The sequence below is a fragment of the Ramlibacter sp. GS1-15 genome (assembly GCF_057785015.1).
This window is the reverse complement of the sequence record NZ_JBYNTU010000001.1, coordinates 1,040,437-1,056,488: the sequence shown is the minus strand read 5'-3', so window position 1 is coordinate 1,056,488 and position 16,052 is coordinate 1,040,437. Positions and strand designations below refer to the sequence as shown.

21 protein-coding genes are annotated in these 16,052 nt (G+C 67.9%); 10 read left to right on the top strand and 11 right to left on the bottom strand.

Going from position 1 to position 16,052, the window contains the following annotated elements; translation table 11 throughout:
- The first annotated feature begins 3 nt into the window (after positions 1–3).
- On the top strand, positions 4–1,239 hold the full coding sequence (locus AC3EF3_RS05225) for a multidrug effflux MFS transporter (RefSeq protein ID WP_488531095.1): 1,236 nt from the start codon (positions 4–6) through the stop codon (positions 1,237–1,239).
- A gap of 3 nt (positions 1,240–1,242) precedes the next feature.
- Here AC3EF3_RS05225 and AC3EF3_RS05220 read toward each other — a convergent pair whose 3' ends face one another.
- Together AC3EF3_RS05220 and orn are read right to left on the bottom strand one after the other, a co-directional pair.
- Positions 1,243–2,673, bottom strand: coding sequence for a DEAD/DEAH box helicase (locus AC3EF3_RS05220; protein WP_488531094.1), 1,431 nt, complete (start codon positions 2,671–2,673; stop codon positions 1,243–1,245).
- Positions 2,674–2,866: 193 nt separating this feature from the next.
- The gene (gene orn / locus AC3EF3_RS05215; protein ID WP_488531093.1) at positions 2,867–3,475 is read right to left on the bottom strand and encodes an oligoribonuclease; all 609 of its coding nucleotides are present in this window, start codon (positions 3,473–3,475) and stop codon (positions 2,867–2,869) included.
- 37 nt (positions 3,476–3,512) lie between these two features.
- Here orn and AC3EF3_RS05210 point away from each other — a divergent pair, with 37 nt between their 5' ends.
- The 3 genes from AC3EF3_RS05210 (at position 3,513) to rsgA (ending at position 6,102) form a co-directional block, all read left to right on the top strand.
- The gene (locus AC3EF3_RS05210; RefSeq protein ID WP_488531092.1) at positions 3,513–4,769 is read left to right on the top strand and encodes a M48 family metallopeptidase; all 1,257 of its coding nucleotides are present in this window, start codon (positions 3,513–3,515) and stop codon (positions 4,767–4,769) included.
- Between the two features lie 89 nt (positions 4,770–4,858).
- Positions 4,859–5,197 carry a 4a-hydroxytetrahydrobiopterin dehydratase gene (locus AC3EF3_RS05205; RefSeq protein ID WP_488531091.1) on the top strand — a complete coding sequence of 113 codons (339 nt, stop codon included), beginning with the start codon at positions 4,859–4,861 and terminating at the stop codon, positions 5,195–5,197.
- The gene (gene rsgA, locus AC3EF3_RS05200; protein WP_488531090.1) at positions 5,164–6,102 is read left to right on the top strand and encodes a ribosome small subunit-dependent GTPase A; all 939 of its coding nucleotides are present in this window, start codon (positions 5,164–5,166) and stop codon (positions 6,100–6,102) included. The genes AC3EF3_RS05205 and rsgA overlap by 34 nt, the downstream gene beginning before the upstream one ends.
- A gap of 21 nt (positions 6,103–6,123) precedes the next feature.
- On the opposite strand, the gene AC3EF3_RS05195 is transcribed toward rsgA, so the two are convergent.
- The 6 genes from AC3EF3_RS05195 to rpsP form a co-directional block, all read right to left on the bottom strand.
- The gene (locus AC3EF3_RS05195; protein ID WP_488531089.1) at positions 6,124–7,116 is read right to left on the bottom strand and encodes a CobD/CbiB family protein; all 993 of its coding nucleotides are present in this window, start codon (positions 7,114–7,116) and stop codon (positions 6,124–6,126) included.
- 17 nt (positions 7,117–7,133) lie between these two features.
- On the bottom strand, positions 7,134–7,850 hold the full coding sequence (locus AC3EF3_RS05190; RefSeq protein WP_488531088.1) for a CoA pyrophosphatase: 717 nt from the start codon (positions 7,848–7,850) through the stop codon (positions 7,134–7,136).
- Between the two features lie 66 nt (positions 7,851–7,916).
- A complete protein-coding gene (gene rplS, locus AC3EF3_RS05185; protein ID WP_488531087.1) occupies positions 7,917–8,297 on the bottom strand; it encodes a 50S ribosomal protein L19 in 381 nt (126 codons plus the stop codon).
- 101 nt (positions 8,298–8,398) lie between these two features.
- Positions 8,399–9,145, bottom strand: a complete 747-nt coding sequence (gene trmD / locus AC3EF3_RS05180; protein ID WP_488531086.1) for a tRNA (guanosine(37)-N1)-methyltransferase TrmD — start codon at positions 9,143–9,145, stop codon at positions 8,399–8,401.
- A 1-nt stretch (position 9,146) separates the two neighbouring features.
- The gene (gene rimM, locus AC3EF3_RS05175) at positions 9,147–9,734 is read right to left on the bottom strand and encodes a ribosome maturation factor RimM (protein ID WP_488531085.1); all 588 of its coding nucleotides are present in this window, start codon (positions 9,732–9,734) and stop codon (positions 9,147–9,149) included.
- A 5-nt stretch (positions 9,735–9,739) separates the two neighbouring features.
- Positions 9,740–10,000, bottom strand: a complete 261-nt coding sequence (rpsP, locus tag AC3EF3_RS05170; RefSeq protein WP_488531084.1) for a 30S ribosomal protein S16 — start codon at positions 9,998–10,000, stop codon at positions 9,740–9,742.
- Positions 10,001–10,133: 133 nt separating this feature from the next.
- Between rpsP and AC3EF3_RS05165 the strand changes: the two genes are divergently transcribed.
- From AC3EF3_RS05165 to AC3EF3_RS05155, 3 genes are all read left to right on the top strand, one after another.
- The gene (locus AC3EF3_RS05165; protein ID WP_488531083.1) at positions 10,134–10,664 is read left to right on the top strand and encodes a GNAT family N-acetyltransferase; all 531 of its coding nucleotides are present in this window, start codon (positions 10,134–10,136) and stop codon (positions 10,662–10,664) included.
- Positions 10,661–11,107 carry an NINE protein gene (locus AC3EF3_RS05160; protein ID WP_488531082.1) on the top strand — a complete coding sequence of 149 codons (447 nt, stop codon included), beginning with the start codon at positions 10,661–10,663 and terminating at the stop codon, positions 11,105–11,107. The genes AC3EF3_RS05165 and AC3EF3_RS05160 overlap by 4 nt, the downstream gene beginning before the upstream one ends.
- 293 nt (positions 11,108–11,400) lie before the next feature.
- Complete coding sequence (locus AC3EF3_RS05155) at positions 11,401–11,925, top strand: GNAT family N-acetyltransferase (RefSeq protein ID WP_488531081.1); 525 nt, start codon at positions 11,401–11,403, stop codon at positions 11,923–11,925.
- Here the strand turns inward: AC3EF3_RS05155 and AC3EF3_RS05150 are convergent.
- Genes AC3EF3_RS05150 through AC3EF3_RS05140 form a run of 3 tightly spaced genes read right to left on the bottom strand, consistent with a single transcriptional unit; the run spans position 11,922 to position 13,981 of the window.
- Positions 11,922–12,923, bottom strand: a complete 1,002-nt coding sequence (locus tag AC3EF3_RS05150; protein ID WP_488531080.1) for an inorganic phosphate transporter — start codon at positions 12,921–12,923, stop codon at positions 11,922–11,924. The two genes, AC3EF3_RS05155 and AC3EF3_RS05150, sit on opposite strands and share 4 nt — an antisense overlap.
- Complete coding sequence (locus tag AC3EF3_RS05145) at positions 12,923–13,570, bottom strand: DUF47 domain-containing protein (RefSeq protein WP_488531079.1); 648 nt, start codon at positions 13,568–13,570, stop codon at positions 12,923–12,925. Before AC3EF3_RS05145 ends, AC3EF3_RS05150 begins: the two co-directional genes overlap by 1 nt.
- Positions 13,571–13,612: 42 nt before the next feature.
- Positions 13,613–13,981, bottom strand: coding sequence for a DMT family protein (locus tag AC3EF3_RS05140; protein WP_488531078.1), 369 nt, complete (start codon positions 13,979–13,981; stop codon positions 13,613–13,615).
- Between AC3EF3_RS05140 and AC3EF3_RS05135 the strand changes: the two genes are divergently transcribed.
- Genes AC3EF3_RS05135 through AC3EF3_RS05125 form a run of 3 tightly spaced genes read left to right on the top strand, consistent with a single transcriptional unit; the run spans position 13,962 to position 16,035 of the window.
- The gene (locus AC3EF3_RS05135) at positions 13,962–14,636 is read left to right on the top strand and encodes an RluA family pseudouridine synthase (protein ID WP_488531077.1); all 675 of its coding nucleotides are present in this window, start codon (positions 13,962–13,964) and stop codon (positions 14,634–14,636) included. The two genes, AC3EF3_RS05140 and AC3EF3_RS05135, sit on opposite strands and share 20 nt — an antisense overlap.
- Positions 14,637–14,649: 13 nt before the next feature.
- Positions 14,650–15,270 carry a dioxygenase family protein gene (locus AC3EF3_RS05130; RefSeq protein WP_488531076.1) on the top strand — a complete coding sequence of 207 codons (621 nt, stop codon included), beginning with the start codon at positions 14,650–14,652 and terminating at the stop codon, positions 15,268–15,270.
- 9 nt (positions 15,271–15,279) lie between these two features.
- Complete coding sequence (locus AC3EF3_RS05125) at positions 15,280–16,035, top strand: SDR family NAD(P)-dependent oxidoreductase (protein WP_488531075.1); 756 nt, start codon at positions 15,280–15,282, stop codon at positions 16,033–16,035.
- The last annotated feature ends 17 nt before the right edge of the window (positions 16,036–16,052 follow it).

Sequence of the window (16,052 nt, the reverse complement as noted above, 5' to 3'; positions counted from 1 at the left end):
TCGATGAACCCCGAAGCCGACCAACTCTGGCGCGCGCCGCGCTGGTCCCTCGCTTTCCTGCTGGCCGTGCTCGGCATGCTCGGGCCGTTCTCGATCGACACCTACATCCCCGCGTTCGCAGGTATCGCCAAGGCACTGGACGCCTCACCGGTGCAGATGCAGCAGACGCTTTCGGCCTACCTGTTCGGCTTCGCGTTCATGAACCTGTTTCATGGCGCGCTGTCGGACAGTTTCGGCCGGCGGCCGGTCGTGCTGACGGGGATCGCGATGTTCACGCTGGCCTCGGTGGGCTGCGCGCTGTCGCAAAGCATCGGGCAACTGGTGTTCTTCCGCGGCGTGCAGGGCCTGTCGACCGGTGCCGGCATCGTCGTCTCGCGCGCGGTGATCCGCGACATGTTCCCGCCCGCCGAAGCGCAGAAGGTCATGAGCCAGGTCACGATCTACTTCGGCGTCGCGCCGGCGATCGCGCCCATCATCGGCGGCTGGGTGTTCGTCAACCTGGGCTGGCACAGCGTGTTCTGGTTCCTCACCGGCGTCGGCGTCGTGCTGTGGGTCGCGAATTTCAAGCTGCTGCCCGAGACCTTGCATCGGACGCAGCGGCAGGCCTTCAACGTGGGCAACCTGATGCGCGGCTACTGGGAGCTGGGCGCGAACCCGCGCTTCCTGCTGCTGGCACTGGCGAGCGGCGTGCCCTTCAACGGCATGTTCCTCTACGTGCTGGCGGCGCCGGCCTTCCTGGGCGACCGCCTGGGCCTGGCGCCCACGCAGTTCTTCTGGTTCTTCGTGCTCACGATCAGCGGCATCATGGGCGGCGCCTGGGCGAGCGGACGGCTGGCCGGGCGCATCACGCCGCGGCAGCAGATCCGCCACGGCTTCGAGATCATGCTGGTGGTGTCGCTGCTGAACGTCGCCGCGAACTTCATGTTCCAGGCGCACGCCGCATGGGCCCTGCTGCCGATCGCGATCTTCGCGTTCGGCTGGGCGCTGATGGTGCCGGTGGTGACGCTGCTCGTGCTCGACATGGCGCCGGAGCGGCGCGGCCTGGCCTCGTCGCTTCAGGCCGTGATCGCGTCGGCGGCCAACGGCCTGGTGGCGGGCGCGGTGGCGCCGCTCGTGATGCATTCGACGCGGGCGCTCGCGCTCACGTCGATCGGCTTCCTGGCGATCGGGCTCTTCGCCTGGCTCTTCGTGCAGGGCCGCTGGCCCCACACCGGCCGCACGATCTCCGCGTCGGCTTGACGATCAGCGCGCCGGCTTGAACGCCGTGCGCTTGTTGCCGTTGTCGCCCCAGCCCGGCTTGCGGCCGTAGCCGTTGGCGTTGCGGCGCTCGCCGAAACCGCCGCTGCGGCCCGCAGGCTTGCGGTGGTCGCGCTTGAAATCGGGACGCGCCGCGCGCTGCTGCGGCTCCAGGCCCGGGATCACTTCGGCCTTGAACGGCTGCTTGGTGAAGCCTTCGATGTCGAAGATCTTGCGGCGGTCGCGGTGCTCGGCGAACGTGACGGCCAGGCCGTCGCGGCCGGCGCGGCCGGTGCGGCCGATGCGGTGCGTGTAATCCTCGGCCTTCATCGGCAGGCCGAAGTTGAACACGTGCGTGATCGTCGGCACGTCGATGCCGCGCGCGGCGACGTCGGTGGCCACCAGCACCTGCACGCGGCCCTGGCGCAGCGCCATGAGGCGGCGGTTGCGCAGGCCCTGGCTCAGGGCGCCGTGCAGCGCGACGGCGTCGAAGCCGGCCTGCTGCAGATCCTCGGCGAGGCCGTCGCATTCGATCTGGGTCGACGCGAACACGATCGCCTGGTTGATCGTCGTGTCGCGCAGCCAGTGGTCCAGGAGCTTGCGCTTGTGCTGGGCGCCATCGGCCCAGAACAGCACCTGCTTGATGTTGCTGTGGCGCTCCTGCGGCGACGCGATCTGGATCTTCTTGGGCTCGCGCATCACGCGCGCTGCCAGCTGCTGGATGCGCGGCGCGAAGGTCGCGCTGAACATCATCGTCTGGCGACGCGCGCTCGTGAGCTGGTTGATCTCCGCGAGATCGTCGGCGAAACCCAGGTCCAGCATGCGATCGGCCTCGTCGACGACGAGGAACTGCACCTTGTCCAACTGGAGCTGACCCGAGCGCTGCAGGTCGAGCAGCCGGCCCGGCGTGGCGACCACGAGGTCGGCGTTCTGCAGCTTGGCGATCTGCATCTGGTACGGCATGCCGCCCACGACGTTGGCGACGCGCAGGCCGCGGGTGTGGCGCACGAGGTCGATCGCGTCGTGCGCGACCTGCTGCGCGAGTTCGCGCGTCGGGCACAGCACCAGCGCGCCGGGCGTGGCGGGCTGGAACTTGCGCGTGCGCGCCGGGTGCGGTTTGGACGACTTGGCGCTCTGCCCGATGAGCGTGTGCAGCACGGGCAGCAGGAAGGCCGCCGTCTTGCCGCTGCCGGTCTGGCTGGAGACCATCAGGTCGTTGCAGCCGGCGGCCTCGTCATCGCCGGGCAGCGCCATCGGGATGGTGCGCTCCTGCACGGGGGTCGGCTGGGTGAAGCCCAGGTCCTCGATGGCCTTCATCAGCTCGGGCGCGAGGCCCAGCTTCACGAAGCCGTTGGGTGCGAGGCTCTCCACGGGCGTGGAGGCGTCGAAGGTTTCTGCGGGCGCGAAATCGCCTCGCGTATCGAACTGGTCGGTCATGTGTACTCACACGCGCAGGCGCACGGAGCGCGCTGCGCTGTCATCGATGGTTGGAAGAGAACATCAACCATCAAACGACTGCCGGCACGCGCGTAATAACTGCGGTGCCGTGGCCCCTTCATGGGACCGGGTGAGTGAAGGTCAGATGCGCGAAAGCCGCTTCTTTTGCGGCGAAAGGCGGATTATCGCAGATTCACGGATTTCCTGCTGGTGGCGTTTCCGCGGCCAGTCTCAGGAAGTGCTCGCGATAGTGCAGCAGTTCGTCGATCGATTCGTTCACGTCGGCCAGCGCCGTGTGGGCCTGCTGCTTCCTGAACGAGTTGTAGATGTCGGGGCGCCAGCGCTTGGCGAGCTCCTTGAGCGTGCTCACGTCCAGGTTGCGGTAGTGGAACCAGGCTTCGAGCTTCGGCATGTACTTCACGAGGAAGCGCCGGTCCTGCCCGATGGTGTTGCCGCACATGGGCGAGCCGGACTTGGGCACGTACTGCGCGATGAAGGCGATCAGCTGCTCCTCGGCCTGCGCCTCGGTCATCGTCGATGCCTTCACCTTGTCGATCAGGCCGCTCTTGCCGTGCGTGCCCTTGTTCCACGAGTCCATCTTGTCGAGCTGCGCGTCGCTCTGGTGGACCACCAGTACGGGCCCTTCGATCCGCGGCATGAGGTCCGGCCCGGTGACGATCACCGCGATCTCGAGCAGGCGATCGCTCTCGGGGTCCAGCCCCGTCATTTCGCAGTCGATCCAGACCAGGTTCTGGTCGCTCTTGGCGAGCGTGGGTGCGGCAGGCAGCGTGTTGTCCGTCATGGCCAGCGATTGTCGCCGATGGCCTAAACTTCCCCGGATGAACGATTCGGAACTCATGACTCTGGCATTCGCCGCGTTCCTGCTGGCGAGCCTGGCCGTCAAGTTCTGGCTCGCTTCGCGGCAGGTGCGGCACGTGGCGACGCACCGGGACGACGTGCCGACACCCTTCCGCGAGAAGGTGCCGCTCGCCGCGCACCAGAAGGCCGCCGACTACACGGTCGCGAAGACGCGCTTCGGCATGCTCGAGATGGCGTTCGCCGCCGCCGTGCTGCTCGGCTGGACACTGCTGGGCGGCCTCGACGCGCTCAATCGCCTGCTGCTGGGCTGGGTCGGCCCCGGAATGGGTCAGCAACTGGCCGTGGTGGCGGGTTTCGTGCTGATCAGCGGCGCGCTGGATCTGCCGTTCACGCTGTACGAAACCTTCGTCATCGAGGAGCGCTTCGGCTTCAACAAGATGACATTCAGGCTGTGGCTGGTCGACCTGGTGAAGGGCCTCGTGCTCGGCGTCGCCTTGGGCCTGCCTCTGCTGTGGGTCGTGCTGTGGCTCATGCATGCGGGCGGCGGGCTCTGGTGGCTGTACGCCTGGGCGATCGTCGCGGGCTGGCAGCTGCTGGTGATGTGGATCGCACCGCGCTTCATCCTGCCGCTGTTCAACAAGTTCACGCCCCTGCAGGACGAGGAGCTCAAGGCCCGCGTGACGCGCCTGATGGAACGCTGTGGCTTCGCGGCCAAGGGCCTGTTCGTGATGGACGGCAGCAAGCGCAGCGCGCATGCCAATGCCTTTTTCACCGGTTTCGGCACCAACAAGCGCGTGGTGTTCTTCGACACGCTGCTCGCGCAGCTGTCGTCCAGCGAGATGGAAGCGGTGCTCGCGCACGAGCTGGGCCACTTCAAGCGCCGCCACATCATCAAGCGCATGGCGTCGGGGCTCGCGCTGTCGCTGGCCGGCTTCGCGCTGCTCGGCTGGCTCTCGCAGCAGGCCTGGTTCTACACGGGCCTGGGCGTTCGCCCCAACCTCGACGGGCCGAACGACGCGCTGGCGCTGCTGCTGTTCATGCTGGCCGTGCCGGTGTTCACCTTCTTCGTGTCGCCGGTGATGGCGCGCTTCTCGCGCAAGCACGAGTTCGAAGCTGACGCCTTCGCGGTCGAACATGCGAGCGGACATGACCTCGCGGCGGCGCTGCTCAAGCTGTACGAAGACAACGCGTCGACGCTCACGCCCGACCCCTGGTACGTGAAGTTCTACTACTCGCACCCGCCCGCGTCCGAGCGCCTGGCAAGAATGGGAGCCTAGTCATGTGTGCCCCCGCGCTTCTCACTTCGTGCAGTGCGCTGCCCCCCGAGGGGGCCTCAGCCTCCTTCGGGCGGCCGTGCGGAGGCTGAATGGCCACTTCGATGATGCCCAAGAAGGACTGGTCGCTGCTGCCGCGCCGCGCGCTCACGCCGACCGAGGTCGTCTCGCGCCTCACGACCGCGCCGGGCTGGCAGCTCACGGGCACCGGGCCCGACGTCGCGATCGAGAAGACCTTCACTTTCGCGAACTACCACGAGACGATCGCCTTCGTGAACGCGGTGGCCTTCATCGCCCACACGCAAGACCATCACCCCGAGCTCGCGGTCCACTACGCCCGCTGCATCGTGCGGTTCGCCACGCACGACGTGCAGGGCCTGACGGAAACCGATTTCGAATGCGCGTCGCGGGTCGACGCGCTGCTCGCGTGAGCGGACGGCTTGCGGGACGGGTGGTCGCGAGCCACGGGCGCCATTTCCTCGTCGAGAAGGAGGACGGCAGCCGCCTCATCTGCCATCCGCGCGGCAAGAAAAGCGAGGCCGTGGTGGGCGACCGCGTGCAGTGGAGCGAGTCGCACGACGAAGGCGTGATCGACGCCATCGAGCCGCGTCGCAACCTCTTCTACCGCCAGGACGAGATCCGTACCAAGTCGTTCGCGGCCAACCTGGACCAGGTGCTGGTCCTGCTCGCGGCCGAACCCGAGTTCTCGGAACACCAGCTCGCGCGCGCCTTGATCGCCGCCGAGGCCGAACGCATCCAGCCCCTGATTGCACTGAACAAGAGCGACCTCGTCGACGCCTTCGAACGCGCCTGGACGCGGCTGCTGCCTTACCAGCGCATGCGCTACGGCGTGCTGCCGCTGTCGCTGCGGCTGTCGAAGGACGTCGATCGCGCGAAGCTGCTCGAGCACCTGCGCGGCAAGACCACGCTGGTACTGGGCCCCTCCGGTGCGGGCAAGAGCACCTTGATCAACACGCTGGTGCCCACGGCGACGGCGCAAACCGGCGAGATCTCGCGCGCCCTCAGCTCCGGCAGGCACACCACGACGACCACCACGCTGTATTGGGTCGATGCCGAGCGCACCACGGCGCTGATCGACTCACCGGGCTTCCAGGAATTCGGGCTGCACCACATCGAGCCGCAGCACCTGGCCGAACTGATGCCGGACCTGCGCGCACACCTCGGGCAGTGCCGCTTCTACAACTGCACGCACCGGCACGAGCCGGGCTGCGCGGTGATCGCGGCCGTGGGCGATTCGCCCGAAGGCATCGCGCCCTCGCGCCACCGGATCTACCAGGACCTGTTCGAGGAGCTCTCGCAGCCGCCGCGGTACTAGGAGGCTGGGCGGCCCAGCCTCCTACCCGAGCAGGCGAGCCAGCGTGAGCAGCGCCAGCAGCACCATCCACAGCACGACCGAGCGCCACACCAGGCCGACGATGCTGCGCAGGTGGCCGACTTCAGCTTCACGGCCCGGCGTGCTCTCGGTCGCGTCCACCACGCGCTCACCGGACGCGGTGAAGCTCTGCGAGTTAGCGGGCGAGAAAGCCGACGGCAGCGACTCGCCGCCCAGCCGCACGTTCACCGCGCCCGAGGTCGCGGCGAGGATCACGCCGTCGTTGTCGTCGGGGAAACGCTGCGCGTAGTTGCGCCAGCAGTCGACCGCGTCCTCGAAGCTGCCGACCACCGCGAAGGCCAGCGCGGTCGCGCGGGCGGGCAGCCAGTCGATGGTCTTCCATGCGGTCGCGGCGGCGTGCTGCAAGGCGGGACTGGCGGGTTGCGCCTGCGTGCTCGCGCGGTGCTTCCAGTAGCGCACGACGAATTCGCTCATGCGGTAGAACACCGCGCCGCCGGGGCCCAGGCCGAATGCCGCGGGGACCGAGAACCAGGCCAGGACGCCGAACACGTGGCGGTGCGCGGCGAGCACCGAGTACTCGATCACGTGCCGAACGATCTCGCTGCGGGGCAGCTCGCCCGCATCGACCTGCTGCCATTGCGCGAGCAGCTCGCGGGCGCGCTGCTCGTCGCCCGCGTCGAGCGCGTCGCGGATATCGGTGAAGTGGTGGCTGAACTGGCGAAAGCCGAGCGTGACGTAGAGCACGACCACCGTCCACGCGAAGGCGAACGGCCAGCCGGCGAAGTACACCAGCAGCCAGTAGATGCCGCTTGCGGCCAACGCCGGACCCAGGGTCGCCAGCGCCCAGGTTACCCAGCCATGTTGCGGCTTGCCCGCGTCGAAATTGATGCTGGTCCAGCGCGCCCACGCCCGCAGCATCGCGTGGATCGGGTTGTGGCGCGCCAGCGGCCGAACCTGCTCGATCAGGAATGCGAACAGGATGGAGAAGAAGGACATGAGAAGATGATAAATCCCTACGCCACGAGGAAGCGGTAGAGATTTCGCAGCATTCCCGCGGTCGCGCCCCAGATGAAGCGCTCGGTGGCGCCGTCCATGTAGGGCATGGAGAACCAGTCGCGCCGGATGCCGTCGGCGTCGTAATGGTGCCTGTGATGGTGCGCCGGGTTCATCAGGAACTCCAGCGGCACCTCGAAGGCATCGGCCACTTCGTGCGGATTGGGCTGGATTTCGTGCGACGGGTCGACCAGCGCCACCACCGGCGTGATGATGAAGCGCGTGCCGGTGGTGTAGATCGGCAGGGTGCCGATCACCTCGACGTGGGCCGGATCGAGCCCGACCTCCTCCTGCGCCTCGCGCACGGCCGTGTGCGCGGCGTCGCGGTCGGTGTCGTCACGCTTGCCGCCGGGCAGGGCCACCTGGCCCGAATGCGTCGACAGGTGCGTGGTGCGCTCGGTCAGGATCAGCGTGGGCTTCTCGCGCGTGACGATCCCCACCAGCACCGAAGCCTGCGCGGGCTGGCGCTCGGTGAAGTAACGCTCGGCCCACACCTCCGGCTCCCACGCCGGCGGGCTCGCGAAGCGCGCGCGCAAGGCCGCGGGCGTGAGCGACGCGGCGGCCACGGCGGGCAGGTGCGTGTCGATCCCGTCCACGGCCACCTCGCGCGGGTCGAAGTGCGGCAGCTTCGACAGGGGGACGGCGTTCTCGGGGATCGGTGCGGGTTTGGTGGTCATGCGGTCCAGAAAGCAAAAACCGCCGCAGCGCGAACGCTGGCGGCGGTTCGGCCCGGGTGCGGCGCCTTATTCGGCGGCAGCGGCCTTGTTGTGGTGCGCCAGCTTTTCCTTGATGCGCGCCGACTTGCCCGAACGCTCGCGCAGGTAGTACAGCTTGGCACGGCGCACGTCGCCGCGGCGCTTCACTTCGATGCCGGCGATCAGCGGGCTGTAGGTCTGGAACGTGCGCTCCACGCCTTCGCCGCTGGAGATCTTGCGCACCGTGAAGGCGCTGTTCAGGCCGCGGTTGCGCTTGGCGATCACCACGCCTTCGTAGGCCTGCGCGCGCTTGCGGTTGCCTTCGACGACGTTCACGCTGACGATCACCGTGTCGCCGGGGGCGAACTCGGGGATCTTCTTGCCCAGGCGGGCGATTTCCTCTTGCTCGAGGGTCTGGATCAGGTTCATGGTTGCCTCAGTCGATCGTGCCCGCGCTACGCAAGGGGCGGTTTCGTCAGACTCGAAAGTGCTGGAATCCGCGGCCGGGCAGAGGATCGGGGAACCGGGGATTATAGCAAGCCGGCCAGGAAGGCCTCGTCCGTCCGGGTGAGCCGCCCTTGCGCCCGGGCGGCCGCGATCAGGTCCGGCCGGTGGCGGGCCGTGATCTCCAGCCGCCGTTCGCGCCGCCAGCGCTCGATCTGGGCGTGGTGGCCGGAGAGCAGTTCGGCCGGCGGCCGGGTCCCTTCCCAATCCTCGGGCCGCGTGTAGTGCGGGCAGTCCAGCAGGCCGTCCAGCGCCGGGTTGAAGCTGTCGAACTGGTGGCTGTCCTCGTCGCCCAGCACGCCCGGCTGCAGGCGCGCGACCGCATCGAGCAAGGCCATCGCCGCGATCTCGCCGCCGGAGAGCACGAAATCGCCCAGGCTCAGCTGTACGTCCACATAGCGATCGACGAAGCGCTGGTCCACGCCCTCGTAACGGCCGCAGATGAGGACGGCCCCCTCGCTCGCAGACCAGGCCTCGACGCCGGAATGGTCGAGCTTGCTGCCGATCGGCGAGAACAGGACGACCGGCGCCTTGTCGCCACGTTCGGCGCGGATCGCTTCCACGCACTTCGCCAGCGGCACGGCCATCATCACCATGCCCGGCCCGCCGCCGAAGGGTCGGTCGTCCACGCGCCGGTAATTGCCTTCCGCGAAGTCGCGCGGGTTCCACAGCCGCACGTCGACCAGCCTGGCCTCGTACGCACGTCGCGTCACGCCCGAGGCCAGGAACGGCGCGAACAACTCGGGGAACAGCGTGACGACGTCGAAGCGCATCTCAGTAGTCGGGTTGCCAGTCCACCGTGATTGTCTTCGCGGCCAGGTCCACTTTGTCGACGTAGCTCGAAACGAAGGGGATCATGCGCTCGGCTCGCTTGCCGTCCTGCTCGTAGTCCAGCACCAGCACCGTCTGCGGGCCGGTCGCCATGAGATCCGTCACCCGTCCGAGCGCCAGGCCTTCGCGGTTGACGACATCGAGGCCGATCAGGTCGACCCAGTAGTACTCGTCGTCGCCGGCCGTGGGGAAGCTCGATCGCGGCACGAAGATGCGCGCGCCCTTCAGGAGTTCGGCCGCATCGCGGTCTTCCACCTCATGCGCCAGGGCGACCAGCGAATCGGAATGCTCTTTCGTCTCGCGGATGCGCAGCAGCGCCGTGCCCGAAAAGGTTTTCGCGCCTTTCCCGGACGGCTGCAGCCACCAGCGGCGGGAAGAAAAAAGCGCTTCGGGCGAAGCGCTGTGGGGGATCACCTTGAACCAGCCCTTGACGCCCCAGGCGTCGGCGATGCGGCCGACTTCGACGGCATCGGGCGGCAGCTCGGTCGCCTCCAGGCCCGCCGGAAGCTCGGCTGGAGGGCGGCCGGGCATCGGGCTCAGGCCGCGGCGGGTGCCTTGGCGGCGGCTTGCTTCAGGAGGCGCTCGACGGTGGGCGAGGCCTGGGCGCCGACGCCCTTCCAGTAGGTCAGGCGGTCCTGCGCGATGCGGATGCTTTCTTCCTTCTCGGTCGCGATCGGGTTGTAGAAACCGATGCGCTCGATGAAGCGGCCGTCACGGCGCGTGCGCTTGTCCGCCACGACGATGTTGAAGAACGGGCGGGCCTTGGCGCCGCCGCGGGAGAGTCGAATCACGACCATGATTTATCCTTGGGTGGTGTCGAAAGGCTCCGCAAGAGCCTTCCGTCGATTTCCACCAGCGTTGAGACACGCGCTTCGGCCACCCGGCCAGCGACACGCTGGGAAGCCCGCCATTATAGCCTTCCTGCCAACAATGAGTTCGATCCGTCCCAGCCGCGACTCCGACCTGCCCGCGATCACCGCGATCTACGCCCACCACGTGCTGAACGGCACGGGTACTTTCGAGACCACGCCGCCGACGGAAGCCGAGATGGCCGCGCGCCGCGCCGACGTGCTCGCGAAAGGCCTGCCTTATCTCGTGATCGAGGACGGCGGCCAGGTGCTGGGCTACGCGTACTGCCAGTGGTTCAAGCCGCGGCCGGCCTACCGGTTCTCGGCGGAAGATTCGATCTACATGCACCCGGACGCGGCCGGCAGGGGGCGGGGCAAGCGGCTCCTCGCCGAACTGGAGAAGCAGGCCGAGGCGGCGGGCATACGCAGGCTGATCGCCGTGATCGGCGATTCCGCCAACGCGGGTTCGATCGGCGTGCACCGCTCGCTCGGCTTCACGCACGCCGGCGCGATCAAGTCCTGCGGCTGGAAGTTCGAGCGCTGGCTGGACATCGTCATCATGGAAAAGGCGATCGGCAGGGGCGACACGACGCCGCCCGGAGCCGCCGCATGAAGAACAAGACCTTCGCGGCCTGGCTCGCGTTCCTCGGCGGCCCCCTGGGCCTGCACCGCTTCTACCTGCGCGGCTTCGCCGACGGGCTCGGCTGGCTGTTGCCCGTGCCGACGCTGCTTGGGCTCTACGGCATCGCGCGCGTGCAGCAATACGGCCTGGACGATCCGTGGAGCTGGGTGCTGATCCCGCTCCTCGGCTTCAACATCGCCGGTTGCGCGCTCACCGCGATCGTCTACGGCCTGAAGACGCGCGAGGAATGGAACGCGAAGTTCAACCCCGGCGTGCCCGCCGACCACGTGGCCGGTGCGACGAACTGGTTCACCATCGGCGCGATCGTGCTCTCGCTGATGATCGGCACCGGCTGCCTGATGGCGAGCATCGCGTACAGCTTCCAGCGCTACTTCGAGTACCAGGTCGAGGAAGGGCGGAAGATCAGCGAATAGTCTGTCGTTGCGGGCCTGACCCTTGTGGCCTTTGTTCCGGGTCGGCGGTCGGGGAGGACTTTTCTCCGGGACACGCTCGCGACAACCATCGCGTCGTCTTGAGACTACGCCCTCCCGCCCCCATCGCGCCAGAACCGTCCGCTGGGGTACGCGAATGGCCCTGCGAAAAGCCCTCCCCGACCGCCAACCCTGCGTGGGTGACCAACCATCGCGCCTGACGCGAGCCCCGCACGCATCGCTCCATGCGAATTCCGCATTTCACGCGGAACGAGCCCTTCGGTAGATTGATTCAGATGGACGCCGCCACCATCACCATCCGCAGCGCCGAACCGGAAGACGCCGCAACACTCGCCGCCCTGCTCGGCCAGGAGGGCGTGTACGAGGGCTTGCTGCAGACGCCCTACGCGCCCAACGCCTCGCGGCTGGAATACCACCAGAAGGTGGAGGCGCGGGAATGCCGCCTGGTCGCGGTCGCGGATGGCGAGATCGTCGGCATGGCGGGATTGCACCTGTCGGGGCCGGGCCTGCGGCGGGCCCATGTGCGCAGCCTGGGGCTGTTCGTCGCGTCGCCTTGGCAGGGGCGCGGCATCGGCCGCAAGCTGCTCGCCGCTGCGATCGAGTGGGCCGACAACTGGGGCCAGGTGCTGCGCATCGAGCTTCACGTGCACGCCGACAACGAGCGGGCGAAGGCGCTCTATGCCTCGCTCGGCTTCGTCGAGGAAGGCCGGCACAAGGGCTACTCCCTCAAGAACGGCCGCTACGTCGACAGCTTCTCGATGGCGCGGGTCCACCCGAACCCGCCGCGCATCGAGGCCTAGAACATCTGCAGGCTGGCCCAGTAGGCGATGCTGGCGACGAAGGCGCTGGCGGGGATCGTGAAGATCCACGCCCACACGATGTTGCCCGCCACGCCCCAGCGCACGGCGCTCGCGCGCTGGGTCGAGCCGACGCCGACGATCGCGCCGGTGATGGTGTGCGTGGTCGAGACCGGGATGCCCAGCGCGGACGCGAGGAACAGCGTCATGGCGCCGCCCGTCTCCGCGCAGAAGCCGTGCACCGGCTTGAGCTTGGTGATCTTCTGGCCCATGGTCTTGACGATGCGCCAGCCGCCGAACATGGTGCCGAGCGCGATCGCCGTGTAGCAGGAGAGCTCGACCCACAGCGGCGGGTGCTTGGCCGTGCCTTCCAGGTAGCCGGTGGCGATCAGCAGCATCCAGATGATGCCGATCGTCTTCTGCGCGTCGTTGCCGCCGTGGCCCAGGCTGTAGGCGCTGGCGGAAACCAGCTGCAGGCGGCGAAACCAGCGGTCGATGCGCGAGGGCGGCGTGCGCCGGAACAGGTGCGACACGACCAGCATCATCAGCGAGCCGAGCACGAACCCGAGCAGCGGCGACAGGAAAATGAACAGCACCGTCTTCCAGATGCCGGCCGCGACCAGGTGGCTGGCGCCCGCCTTGGCCATCACGGCGCCGACGATGCCGCCGATCAGCGCGTGCGACGAGCTGCTCGGGATGCCCCACATCCACGTGAGCACGTTCCACACGATCGCGCCGATCAGCGCACCGAAGACGACGTGCACGTCGACCACGTTCGCATCGACGATGCCCTTGCCCACCGTGGCGGCCACGTTCAGCCCGAACAACGCGTAGGCGACGAAGTTGAAGAGCGCCGCCACCGCCACGGCCGTGAACGGCCGCAGCACGCCCGTGCTGACCACGGTGGCGATCGAGTTGGCGGCGTCGTGGAAGCCGTTCATGAAGTCGAACAGCAGGGCGATCACCACCAGGATGACCACGAGGCCGAGGGTCGCCTGCATCAGGAATGCTCGAGGATGATGCCTTCGATCACGTTGGCGACGTCCTCGCACTTGTCCGTGATCGTCTCGAGCAGCTCGTAGATCGCCTTGAGCTTGAGCACCTCGCGCACGTCGGGCTCGTCCCGGAACAACTTGCTCATGGCGGAGCGCATCACGCGGTCGGCGTCCGATTCGAGCTTGTCGATCTCCTCGCAGGTCTTGAGCGCGGCTTCCGCCGTGGCCGAATCACCCAGTTTGCCGATCATGTAGACGGCTTCCTTCAATCGGTCGCAGCAACGCACCGAGAGGTCCGTCAGGCGCGCGATCTCCTCGGTGATGTGCCGCACGTCGTAGAGGGCCATCGTCTCGGCCGAGTCCTGGATCAGGTCGGCGACGTCGTCCATCGTGTTGATCAGCGTGTGGATCTGCTCGCGGTCGATCGGCGTGATGAAGGTCTTGTGGATCAGCCGGTTGACCTCGTGCGTCACCCGGTCGGCGGCGCGCTCGGCGTTGTCGACGTCACGGTTGTACTGCTCGCGCAGGTGCGGGTCGTTGTAGTTGGCCACCAGCTGCGCGAACGCACGCGCCGCCTCCACGATGCGGTCGGCGTGCTGGTTGAACATCTCGAAGAAATTGCCTTCCCGCGGCAGCAGCTTGGCAAAGAACATGACTGTCTCCTGGTCGGATGCGGGCGAGTGTAACTGGCCGAGTCAGCCACGGAACATGAAGTACACGGCGCCGACCATGCACAGGCCGGCCCAGAGGTAGTCGAGCTTCATGGGTTGGCCGAGCACGAAGACCGCGAAGGGGGCGAAGACGCCGAGTGTGATCACTTCCTGGAGGATCTTCAGCTGCGCGACGCTGTAGCCCGCCTCGAGGAAGCCGATGCGGTTGGCCGGCACCTGCAGCAGGTATTCGAACAGGGCGATGCCCCAGCTCACGACGGCGACCACGTACCATGGCGAGCCGGACTTGAAGAACTTCAGGTGGCCGTACCACGCCACCGTCATGAACACATTGGACGCAACGAGCAGCAGGATGGTCTGCAGCGACAGGGGAATGGCTGAAAGCGGGCTCATCGCCGGATTATCCGGAAGAGCCGGGACGGCCGGCTTGCCGGTGCTCCACGCCGACGATCACCTCGTCGTGCTCGACAAGCCGGCGGGGCTGCTGGCCGTGCCCGGCCGCGGCGCCGACAAGCAGGATTGCCTCTCGGCGCGCGCGCAGCAGGTGTTCCCGGATGCGCACATCGTGCATCGTCTCGACATGGCAACCTCGGGCCTCTTCCTGATGGCGCGCGGGGCGCGGGTGCAGCGGGCCTTGAGCATGGCCTTCGCCGGGCGCGAGGTGGCCAAGCGTTATGTCGCGCTGGTCGCCGGGCGCATGGAGGGACAAGGCGCCATCGGCCTGCCCCTCGTCGCCGACTGGCCGAACCGGCCACGACAGAAGGTGGACGCGCTGAACGGCAAGCCGAGCCGCACGCTCTGGCGCGTCATGGCGTACGACACGGCGAGCGACACGACGCGCGTGGAACTCGAGCCCGTGACGGGCCGTTCGCACCAGTTGCGCGTGCACCTGCAGGCGATCGGCCACCCCATCCTCGGCGATGCGCTCTACGCGCCGCCCGCCGTGCAGGATCGCGCGGCGCGGCTTATGCTGCATGCCACGCGGCTGGAACTCGCGCATCCCGCAACCGGCGAACTGCTGGGCTTCGTGAGTGCCGCGCCGTTTTAGGAAAGGAGCCGCGATGGCACGGTCGAACATCCGCCGGCGCGAAGCCGCCGCGCTCGTGGCGTTGCCATGGATCTGGGGCATCGCCCGCGCCCAATCCGCGCCCGCGCGTCGGCCGACCCCGGCGCAGACCGAAGGGCCGTTCTACCCGGTCGCGCTGCCGCAGGACAGCGACGGGGACCTGTTGCGCAACGGCGCGCTGCAATACACCCAGGGCCAGCCCGCGTGGGTCGAAGGGACGGTGACCGACCTGCAAGGCCAGCCTCTTGCCGGCGCGCAGGTCGAGATCTGGCAATGCGACGAGTCGGGCCATTACCACCACCCGGGCGACCGCGGCCGGGCCGACCCGGCATTCCAGGGATTCGGCCGCGTGGTTGCCGACAGGAACGGCGCCTGGCGCTTCCACACCATCCGGCCGGCGCCTTACACCGGGCGCACGCCGCACATTCATTTCAAGGTGAAGCTCGCCAACCGCGAGCTGCTCACCACCCAGCTGTACGTCGAAGGCGACCCGCACAACGCGCGTGACGGCCTGTGGCGCAGCCTGGGCCCCGACGACTGCAACGCCGTCACCGTGCCCTTCGCACCCGGCACGGACGGCATGCATGCGCAATTCCCGATCATCATCGCCACCTGAAACGACGACATGGCACGACACCTCACGGTCATCACGGGCGCATCGCGCGGCATGGGCCACGCGATCGCGCAGCAACTCATGGATGGCGGCCACGACCTGCTGTGCATCTCCCGCAAAACCAGCGGGGAGCTCGATGAGCGCGCGACAGCGCGCGGCGTTGCATGCGAGCAGTGGCCGCAGGACCTCGCGCACCCGTCGGTCGCCGCCGGGCGGCTGGAAACCTGGTTGAAGGAAAGGGCCGAAGAGCCTTACGAATCCGTCACGCTGGTCAACAACGCCGCACTCATCCCGAAGGCCGCGCCCCTGTCCGCGCTGCCGATCGACGAGCTCGCGGACGCGATCCGGGTGGATCTCGAGGCGCCGCTGCTGCTCACCTCGTCCTTCCTGCGTGCGACCCAGGCGTGGAAGGCACGGCGCCGCGTGCTGAACATCTCGTCCGGGCTCGGCCGGCGCGCCATGGCCTCGCAGGCGCTGTATTGCGCGGCCAAGGCCGGCATGGACCACTTCACGCGTTGCGTGGCGCTGGAGGAAGCGCAGCGGCCGAACCCGGCGCGGGTGTGCTCGCTGGCGCCGGGCGTGATCGATACCGACATGCAGTTGCAGCTGCGCAGCAGCGACCCGAGCCAGTTCCCCGACATCGGCTACTTCACGGGCATCAAGCAGCAGGGCGTGCTGATGTCGCCGGAAGAAGCGGCGCGAAAGGTGATCGCCTATCTCGAGCGGCCGGACTTCGGCTCGAACCCGACGGGCGACATCCGGGACTAAGAAAAGGAGCCCCGGGT

Bases quoted from the DNA above. Each gene is read 5' to 3' on its own strand.
- rsgA (WP_488531090.1), top strand. From the start codon at position 5,164: ATGCGCGTCGCGGGTCGACGCGCTGCTCGCGTGAGCGGACGGCTTGCG.
- AC3EF3_RS05220 (WP_488531094.1), bottom strand. From the start codon at position 2,673: ATGACCGACCAGTTCGATACGCGAGGCGATTTCGCGCCCGCAGAAACC.
- AC3EF3_RS05130 (WP_488531076.1), top strand. From the start codon at position 14,650: ATGGCACGGTCGAACATCCGCCGGCGCGAAGCCGCCGCGCTCGTGGCG.
- AC3EF3_RS05150 (WP_488531080.1), bottom strand. From the start codon at position 12,923: ATGCAGGCGACCCTCGGCCTCGTGGTCATCCTGGTGGTGATCGCCCTG.
- rplS (WP_488531087.1), bottom strand. From the start codon at position 8,297: ATGAACCTGATCCAGACCCTCGAGCAAGAGGAAATCGCCCGCCTGGGC.
- AC3EF3_RS05165 (WP_488531083.1), top strand. From the start codon at position 10,134: ATGAGTTCGATCCGTCCCAGCCGCGACTCCGACCTGCCCGCGATCACC.
- AC3EF3_RS05190 (WP_488531088.1), bottom strand. From the start codon at position 7,850: ATGACCACCAAACCCGCACCGATCCCCGAGAACGCCGTCCCCCTGTCG.
- AC3EF3_RS05225 (WP_488531095.1), top strand. From the start codon at position 4: ATGAACCCCGAAGCCGACCAACTCTGGCGCGCGCCGCGCTGGTCCCTC.
- AC3EF3_RS05125 (WP_488531075.1), top strand. From the start codon at position 15,280: ATGGCACGACACCTCACGGTCATCACGGGCGCATCGCGCGGCATGGGC.
- AC3EF3_RS05210 (WP_488531092.1), top strand. From the start codon at position 3,513: ATGAACGATTCGGAACTCATGACTCTGGCATTCGCCGCGTTCCTGCTG.
- AC3EF3_RS05205 (WP_488531091.1), top strand. From the start codon at position 4,859: ATGGCCACTTCGATGATGCCCAAGAAGGACTGGTCGCTGCTGCCGCGC.
- rimM (WP_488531085.1), bottom strand. From the start codon at position 9,734: ATGCCCGGCCGCCCTCCAGCCGAGCTTCCGGCGGGCCTGGAGGCGACC.
- AC3EF3_RS05145 (WP_488531079.1), bottom strand. From the start codon at position 13,570: ATGTTCTTTGCCAAGCTGCTGCCGCGGGAAGGCAATTTCTTCGAGATG.
- AC3EF3_RS05140 (WP_488531078.1), bottom strand. From the start codon at position 13,981: ATGAGCCCGCTTTCAGCCATTCCCCTGTCGCTGCAGACCATCCTGCTG.
- orn (WP_488531093.1), bottom strand. From the start codon at position 3,475: ATGACGGACAACACGCTGCCTGCCGCACCCACGCTCGCCAAGAGCGAC.
- rpsP (WP_488531084.1), bottom strand. From the start codon at position 10,000: ATGGTCGTGATTCGACTCTCCCGCGGCGGCGCCAAGGCCCGCCCGTTC.
- AC3EF3_RS05195 (WP_488531089.1), bottom strand. From the start codon at position 7,116: ATGTCCTTCTTCTCCATCCTGTTCGCATTCCTGATCGAGCAGGTTCGG.
- AC3EF3_RS05160 (WP_488531082.1), top strand. From the start codon at position 10,661: ATGAAGAACAAGACCTTCGCGGCCTGGCTCGCGTTCCTCGGCGGCCCC.
- trmD (WP_488531086.1), bottom strand. From the start codon at position 9,145: ATGCGCTTCGACGTCGTCACGCTGTTCCCCGAGTTGTTCGCGCCGTTC.
- AC3EF3_RS05155 (WP_488531081.1), top strand. From the start codon at position 11,401: ATGGACGCCGCCACCATCACCATCCGCAGCGCCGAACCGGAAGACGCC.
- AC3EF3_RS05135 (WP_488531077.1), top strand. From the start codon at position 13,962: ATGGCTGAAAGCGGGCTCATCGCCGGATTATCCGGAAGAGCCGGGACG.